This is a genomic window from Methanothermobacter marburgensis str. Marburg (genome assembly GCF_000145295.1).
GTDB lineage: Archaea > Methanobacteriota > Methanobacteria > Methanobacteriales > Methanothermobacteraceae > Methanothermobacter > Methanothermobacter marburgensis.
In genome coordinates, this window is sequence record NC_014408.1 from 311291 (window position 1) to 317500 (window position 6210).

Sequence of the window (6210 nt, forward strand, 5' to 3'; positions counted from 1 at the left end):
GTTTAGATGCAGTGCACCAGATGTGGATCAGAAAGGGTCATAATAAACAGAAAATACTCTGGACAGATGCTCTGCGGTGAATGCTTCATAGAGACCACCAGAAAGAAGGTGATGAAGGATATAAGGAAGTATGGTCTTATAGAAAGGGGCGACAGGGTCCTTGTGGGGCTTTCAGGCGGAAAGGACAGTGTCATGGTCACCGACATCCTCGATGAACTCAGGAACAGAAACATAATAGAACTTGAGGCTGTAACCATCGATGAGGGAATATCAGGTTACAGGGAGGATGGAATCAGGGCTGCAGGGAGGTTCTGTGCCGAGAGGGGCATACCCCACAGGGTTGTAAAGTTGAAGGATTATGCAGGTATAACACTGGATGAGATCATGAAAAACCCCTCAAGGGGGGCATGCACATACTGTGGAGTTTTCAGACGCTGGATACTTAACAGGGAGGCCAGGAAGAGTGGGGCAACAAAGATAGCAACAGGCCACAACCTGGACGACGAGTGCCAGGCAATAGTCATGAATTATCTTGAGGGGAACCTTGAAAACCTCACAAGGATAGGTCCCGTGACATCAACCGCAGGCGGAAGGTTCATACCAAAGATCAAACCCCTCAGGGAGATACCTGAAAGGGAGGTTGGACTGTACGTCCTTGCAAGGGGCCTTGACGTCCACCTTGCAGGCTGCCCCTACGCATCGGGCTCATTCCGAAGGGAAATAGGTGACTTCCTGAAGCAGATATCTGTGAAACGTCCCACTATAATGTACTCCACCCTCAGGGGCTTTGATAAAATAAAGGAGAGCCTTATAAAGGATATGCATGGTGGCAGGAAATCAGGGACGTGTTTAATCTGCGGTGAGCCCTCATCAGGCAGGTTATGTAAGGCATGCACATTTATAAACGAATTAGGGGTGAATGAAGGTGAAGTTCACAGTGATTACAGATGATGGGAAAAGGGTAATGGAATCTGAAGAAACAAAGAAGATTAAGGACATCCTCCAAGAACTCCAGATCCCACTGGAGACCGCCGTTGTTAAAAGGAACAGCGAGATAGTGATAGAGGAAGAGGAAATATCTGATGGGGATATTATTGAGATAATACGTGTGATCTATGGGGGTTAGGCGAGGGTTTGGAGATGAAGGTATACTATGAATGCGCGCCGTGCTTCCTGCGGCAGGCAAGGGAGGCCCTTGACCTTGCAACAGATGACGAGGACCTCAAACTCCAGGTGATGGTGAAGGTAGTTGAACTCCTTAATGAAAGATTCAGGAAGGGCCAGGTATCAAATGAACTCGGAACAGCAATTCACAGACTCATAAAGGATATGACAGGTTCTGAGGACCCCTACCACATGGAGAAGAGGCGGTGCAATGAGATCGCATCCAGATTCCTGCCGCTTGTTGAGGAGTACCTCCAGAAACACGGCGACCTGGAAAGCCATGTTAAGGTTGCAATAACAGGAAACATAATAGACTTCGGCGCCCTTGGACTTGACTTCAACCATGATCAGGGGATTGAGGATTCACTGAAGGCCCCGCTCAGAATAAATCATGTGCCCTTACTTGAGAAAAAACTTGAGGATGCCTCAGAGGTCCTTTATCTCCTGGATAATACCGGTGAGATACTCTTTGACAGGCCCCTCATTGAAAAGATTGGGGAGTATGGGGCTGATGTGAAGGTTGCAGTTAAGGGCAAGCCCATCCTCAACGACGCATGCATGGAGGATGCCATTGAAGCGGGCCTCCATGAGGTGGCTGAGATCGTAACAACAGGCACGGACTCCGTTGGAATGGTCCAAAGTGACGTATCAGAGGACTTCCGGAGGATCTTTGAGGGGGCCGGGGTTGTGATAGCCAAGGGTATGGGTAACTATGAGGGCCTTACAGAGATAGATACCCAAGGAAAAGTTTTCTGTCTTCTAAATGCGAAGTGTCATGCAATTGCAAGGGACCTTGGTGTTGATAAGGGTGATAACGCGGCTGTGAAACTCTGATCTTTATGTTTAGGCGGTACGATGCCGTAAGTGGATGTAATTAACTCTTACATTTGATAAGATGCTGGTGGTAGGATGGATGTGATTAGGAAATGGGTCATTTCTGGTGTTCTGCTGGGGCTGATGGTGGTGCTTCTGATCTACTCAACCCAGCCGCATAACACCCCACAGAAAAATGAGGCCCAGAACAGGGAGTTCCGGTGGTATAAAAGTCCTCAGGAAGCCATAGATGAGGCTTCAAAGCAGAATAAGAGGGTAATTCTTATATTCTCTGCATCATGGTGTCCATCCTGCAGTAAACTTGAAGAGGAAACCCTGCAGAACCAGGATGTTCTAGGAAAAATTTCAGAGAACTACATTGCAGCAAAGATTGATGTGGACTCCGATCCATCGGCTGCATCAAGTTATGGAGTCTATGTTGTTCCAACCACAATCATACTGGATTCCTCAGGAGGCGAGATAGGAAGAAGGGAGGGATACATGTCCCCTGAGGAGTTCATCTCATATCTGGGGTAAGGTCATGCATGAATATATCCTATCATTTGCTGCAGGGATATTTTCAGCCCTATCCCCATGCATAATCCCTGTAGTACCAGTACTGTTCTTTGAGGCAGTTATGGGGGATAAAAAACAGATTTCACTTTTTTCAGCCGGTTTTGCCACAGTATTTCTCTCTGTGATACTGTTAACAGCCGTATTCACAGCAGCCGTAAACCATTACCTCCTCTATCTGCGCATACCCGCATCCATTGTGATAATACTCATGGGCGTCTGGCTTCTATCTGAGAAACCCCTCTTTTCATTCAGGGTTCCATCCACCGAAAATCACCTTCTTCTTGGTTTCCTCACAGCCCTTGCCTGGTCACCATGCTACAGCCCATACCTGGTAACGGTTATAGCATACTCTGCCCTGGAAACAGGAAGGTTTATTCTTAACATGCTTCTATACACTGCAGGTTTATCAGCAGTACTTATCGCCCTGGTTTTAATGGCAGAGCAGCCATTTAAAAGATTCATGGAAAGGACAGGGGATCTGAGAAAATTTGGAGGTTCAATGATAATAGCTGCAGGCATCTACATGCTTTACCAGCTGATTGGATGAAAAATGCGCAGTTACAGTATAGGAATCTCAGGTGATAATCATGAGGGTAGGATTCATAGGTTTTGGGGAGGTGGCGTATACCCTCGCCTCCAGGCTCAGGGAGGAGGGTGTTGATGTTGTAACCTCCCTTGAGGGCAGGAGCACAAGGACTGTGAAACTTGCAGGGGAAGCGGGTGTGGGTGATGTACCCCCGGAAGAGGTCTATTCTGCAGATATTGTCATATCGGCTGTCACCCCTGCGGTGGCCGTTGAGGCGGCAAAGGAGGCAGGAGAACATGTAAGGGGGGTTTTCGTTGATATGAACAACATCGCACCCGGGACGGTAAGGAAAGCCAGCTCATTCATAAAAAATGGCAGATTCGCTGACGCCGCCATAATGGGGAGTGTCCGGAGGAAGGGAGCAGGTGTGCTTATAATAGCTGCGGGTGAAGGCGCGGAGGATTTCATGAAACTTAACAGGTATGGATTGAACATTGAAGTCCGTGGCCAGAGGCCCGGTGATGCATCGGCAATCAAGATGCTGAGGAGCAGCTACACGAAGGGTGTTTCAGCGCTTATCTGGGAGACACTCCTTTCAGCACACATAATGGGCCTTGAAGAGGATGTCATTGAGGTGTTTGAGTACACTGAGGGTGCTGATTTCAGGCAATCCACGATTTCGAGGTTGAGGAGTTCCATAATCCATGCAGGAAGGAGATATGAGGAGATGAAGGAGGTTCAGAGCATGCTCGAGGAGGTTATTGAACCTGCGATGCCATCATGTACCATGAGGGTATTTGAAAGGCTCAATGAAATTGATGTCCCATCTGATGCTGATTACAGGAACCTCCTTAGACTGGCGGCAGGGAAATATCAGCCACCACGTGACGATGCAGATATAAACAGGTAGAAATATAATATCCAAATGGTGGGGAAATGAACTCAGACCTTGAAAGCGAATGTGCCGCAAACCTCATGGAACTTGTCGGGAAAAGGGTTGTTGATGTGGAATTCAGTACCTATGATGATAAATGCTGGAGAATCTACATAACCACGGATTCAGGGATAATAGTGATGACATTCTGCAGGGACTGGAAATGCCCTGTTGTTGAGAGGAGAGATAAAGTTAAAGATATCCCAGGATTGGAAGGTTAATTGATTTTCGCAGTGATTACGCACTGAATCGATATGTATCTGTGGAAGGTTAATTGATTTTCACAAGGGCTCTGAATCCCTTCTTCCTTTTTCTTATCGTCGCATGGAACGGTATTATATGTGAGTCTATTACGAGTCTAAGATAGGTTGCCATCTGGGCTGAAAGGTGAAGTGGACTTTTTATCTTGATACCGTTCCTTATCTGGCAGGATAGAATATCGTTCTGGTCAACGTAGATGTGGGCATCCATTCCGTCCCTTATGCTCCTGACCTCATGCTTTCTCAGACTCAGCCCTGCCTCAAAGGATGAGGGGGCATTCACTTCAGGCCTGCCCCTGAGGAACATTTCATTTGCCCTTACTGAACTCATACCCTCAATGACCTTCTCTGAGACAAACCAGGCCCTATCAATCAGGTTACCCACCCGCTGATCCGGTGGAATCCACCCCTTCCTGGTGTAGTGTTCAATGAGGTCCCTTACCTCCTCCCTCCTTACATTCATCTCTATTGAACTCATGGCAAGTCTCGTCAACACGGGACCATAGCCGGCCTTTCGGAAGGCGGCCCATATCTGGCCTTCCCTGTAATATTTCCTGTTTCTCACGATGGAGTTGATGGCGTCTGCATTGAGGTAGGCTATTTTCATCAGTTCCCCGCGGGACAGGTTATTCATTCTTTCCATTATGGCAGCAAGGTTTCTCCTGCCGGGTACATTGCCCTTTTCTATTTCCCTTTCAAGAATTCTAATGGTTGATTCTGGCAGAACCCTCTGGACACTGGGGGGTATCTCCATATTGTTATCAATTATTTCCTGCCGTATCTCCCTTCCGGAAATTTTTGAGCCATCAACGGTAAGTTCCGGGATTATATGGAACTTCATTTTCCGTCTGTACTTGCTGTAGAGGAATTCATTAACCGCAAACCACCGTATTACGTTCCTGTTTGGGAGTTCACGGGGTATACCACTGAACACACCCCTTGATGCAAATTCCCTCGCCTTTTTGATTATGAGGTCAGGTGAGACATTTGCAGCATCAACATAGTCAACCACACCATCCTCTATCATCATGGCTATCCTTATTGGTACCGTATATGCAAGGGTCAGGCGGTAGTGGAGTCCCTCAATAGGAACAACTCTGTCAGCCCCTGCTTCAAGGGCCATTTCCTTCCTTGCTTCGTAGGGAACAAAAAATGGGGCGTGGTTTGCACTGAAATCCCTGTTCAGGTAAATTACAACCTCATCACCGGTTTCATCCGCTATTTCCCGGCCCTTATCTATGAGTCGCACATGGCCTAGGTGCACGGGATCAAAATCAGCGCTTATGCCAATCATTGCTCATCAGTCCATGATTTTTAGCTGTATTCACTGTATTTTATATCTGTGGATGCTGTGGTCTCTGAAAACTTCAACTCAGCCAGCCAGCGTGATCTGCATTCGCATTCATAGGGGGGTACCAGAGTCTGATCCAGGTTTGCTCTTATTATGAACTTCTTAAGGTCCCTGTTGCATTTTTTGCAGTTGTAGGGCCCTCTGGATGTCCCGAAACCGGATGTATCCATTATGGCAGGTACTGAAACCTTTTCTCTTGTCCTGTTGATTATTTCAATGAGACTCCATATCCATGGGGGTCTGTATGAGCCATTTCTCCAGAGATCCTCCATAAGGGTCCCCCTGTGCACTGTTGATGGGCAGAAAGATAGGCGGTCAACACCGACCTTTTCAGCATAAATGGCGGTGGAAACGGCTTCCTCCACAGCCCTTTTTTCTGAGACCAGAATCGGTTTTACGAGGATGTATGCCTTTGATCTGACGTTAAAATCTCTTTTAAGGTCACTGATGGTGTTAACTGCCATTTCAAAGTCACTGTTACTGAAACCCTTGTTTATCTTAATCATCCTTGTCTTTTCATTGCAGGTTTCAAGACCAATGCTTATCTCAACTATCTTATCACCTGCAAGTTCACAGCATCTTCGAA

9 protein-coding genes (1 of these 9 running past the window's edge) are annotated in these 6210 nt (G+C 47.1%); 7 read left to right on the top strand and 2 right to left on the bottom strand.

All coding sequences use genetic code 11. The features are described from left to right. Positions 1-6 precede the first annotated feature (6 nt). From MTBMA_RS01570 to MTBMA_RS01600, 7 genes are all read left to right on the top strand, one after another. Positions 7-951 carry a TIGR00269 family protein gene (locus tag MTBMA_RS01570; RefSeq protein ID WP_013295151.1) on the top strand — a complete coding sequence of 315 codons (945 nt, stop codon included), beginning with the start codon at positions 7-9 and terminating at the stop codon, positions 949-951. Next, a complete protein-coding gene (locus MTBMA_RS01575; RefSeq protein WP_148215524.1) occupies positions 920-1126 on the top strand; it encodes a MoaD/ThiS family protein in 207 nt (68 codons plus the stop codon). The genes MTBMA_RS01570 and MTBMA_RS01575 overlap by 32 nt, the downstream gene beginning before the upstream one ends. Positions 1127-1140: 14 nt before the next feature. After that, positions 1141-1998, top strand: coding sequence for a damage-control phosphatase ARMT1 family protein (locus MTBMA_RS01580; RefSeq protein WP_013295153.1), 858 nt, complete (start codon positions 1141-1143; stop codon positions 1996-1998). A 75-nt stretch (positions 1999-2073) separates the two neighbouring features. After that, positions 2074-2514, top strand: coding sequence for a thioredoxin family protein (locus MTBMA_RS01585; RefSeq protein ID WP_013295154.1), 441 nt, complete (start codon positions 2074-2076; stop codon positions 2512-2514). A gap of 4 nt (positions 2515-2518) precedes the next feature. Then, positions 2519-3100: a cytochrome c biogenesis CcdA family protein gene (locus MTBMA_RS01590; RefSeq protein ID WP_013295155.1), complete on the top strand. Its 582-nt coding sequence runs from the start codon at positions 2519-2521 to the stop codon at positions 3098-3100. A gap of 40 nt (positions 3101-3140) precedes the next feature. After that, positions 3141-3989, top strand: a complete 849-nt coding sequence (locus MTBMA_RS01595; RefSeq protein ID WP_013295156.1) for an NAD(P)-dependent oxidoreductase — start codon at positions 3141-3143, stop codon at positions 3987-3989. A gap of 26 nt (positions 3990-4015) precedes the next feature. After that, on the top strand, positions 4016-4234 hold the full coding sequence (locus MTBMA_RS01600; RefSeq protein ID WP_013295157.1) for a hypothetical protein: 219 nt from the start codon (positions 4016-4018) through the stop codon (positions 4232-4234). A gap of 49 nt (positions 4235-4283) precedes the next feature. On the opposite strand, the gene MTBMA_RS01605 is transcribed toward MTBMA_RS01600, so the two are convergent. Together MTBMA_RS01605 and MTBMA_RS01610 are read right to left on the bottom strand one after the other, a co-directional pair. Further along, complete coding sequence (locus MTBMA_RS01605; RefSeq protein ID WP_013295158.1) at positions 4284-5567, bottom strand: adenylyltransferase/cytidyltransferase family protein; 1284 nt, start codon at positions 5565-5567, stop codon at positions 4284-4286. 20 nt (positions 5568-5587) lie between these two features. Further along, a protein-coding gene (locus MTBMA_RS01610) for an archaeosine biosynthesis radical SAM protein RaSEA (RefSeq protein ID WP_013295159.1) crosses the window boundary here: on the bottom strand, positions 5588-6210 show its 3' portion. 445 nt of this gene lie beyond the right edge of the window; 623 of the gene's 1068 nt are visible here — the last part of the coding sequence; the start codon falls outside the window, past its right edge; its stop codon occupies positions 5588-5590.

Bases quoted from the DNA above. Each gene is read 5' to 3' on its own strand.
- MTBMA_RS01570 (WP_013295151.1), top strand. From the start codon at position 7: ATGCAGTGCACCAGATGTGGATCAGAAAGGGTCATAATAAACAGAAAA.
- MTBMA_RS01575 (WP_148215524.1), top strand. From the start codon at position 920: ATGAAGGTGAAGTTCACAGTGATTACAGATGATGGGAAAAGGGTAATG.
- MTBMA_RS01580 (WP_013295153.1), top strand. From the start codon at position 1,141: ATGAAGGTATACTATGAATGCGCGCCGTGCTTCCTGCGGCAGGCAAGG.
- MTBMA_RS01585 (WP_013295154.1), top strand. From the start codon at position 2,074: ATGGATGTGATTAGGAAATGGGTCATTTCTGGTGTTCTGCTGGGGCTG.
- MTBMA_RS01590 (WP_013295155.1), top strand. From the start codon at position 2,519: ATGCATGAATATATCCTATCATTTGCTGCAGGGATATTTTCAGCCCTA.
- MTBMA_RS01595 (WP_013295156.1), top strand. From the start codon at position 3,141: ATGAGGGTAGGATTCATAGGTTTTGGGGAGGTGGCGTATACCCTCGCC.
- MTBMA_RS01600 (WP_013295157.1), top strand. From the start codon at position 4,016: ATGAACTCAGACCTTGAAAGCGAATGTGCCGCAAACCTCATGGAACTT.
- MTBMA_RS01605 (WP_013295158.1), bottom strand. From the start codon at position 5,567: ATGATTGGCATAAGCGCTGATTTTGATCCCGTGCACCTAGGCCATGTG.